Source organism: Onishia niordana (assembly GCF_004798965.1).
Taxonomy (GTDB): Bacteria; Pseudomonadota; Gammaproteobacteria; order Pseudomonadales; family Halomonadaceae; genus Onishia; species Onishia niordana.
Genome location: NZ_SDSD01000055.1, coordinates 1 through 278 on the forward strand (window position 1 = coordinate 1; position 278 = coordinate 278).

General features: G+C 32.7%; 1 protein-coding gene. It reads right to left on the reverse strand.

Going from position 1 to position 278, the window contains the following annotated elements:
* Window positions 1-215: hypothetical protein (locus ETC27_RS17930; protein WP_136256068.1), on the reverse strand; the 215-nt coding region annotated here is incomplete at its 3' end.
* Window positions 216-278 lie beyond the last annotated feature (63 nt).

A 278-nucleotide genomic window follows, 5' to 3' on the forward strand; every position in this document is an offset into this window, starting at 1 on the left:
GTCTTAGCCATTTCGGAGATGTTTACACCACCGATTTGATTCACTGTAATAATCCAGACAAAGCGAAATATAAAAATCGCAAACAGAGCAATAGCTACTACAAATAGACTTTTACCTACATGTTTACGATTTTGTTCAGGTCTTTGATGACTTTTTTTCGCTTTTTTCGAAATACGTCTGAAAGGGAGAGTAATTATTCGAAAAATATTTTTCATTTTGTCGCTTTCAATACATTATCAGAATTGTAGGAGATACCATACTTATCCGTAACTTTTTGT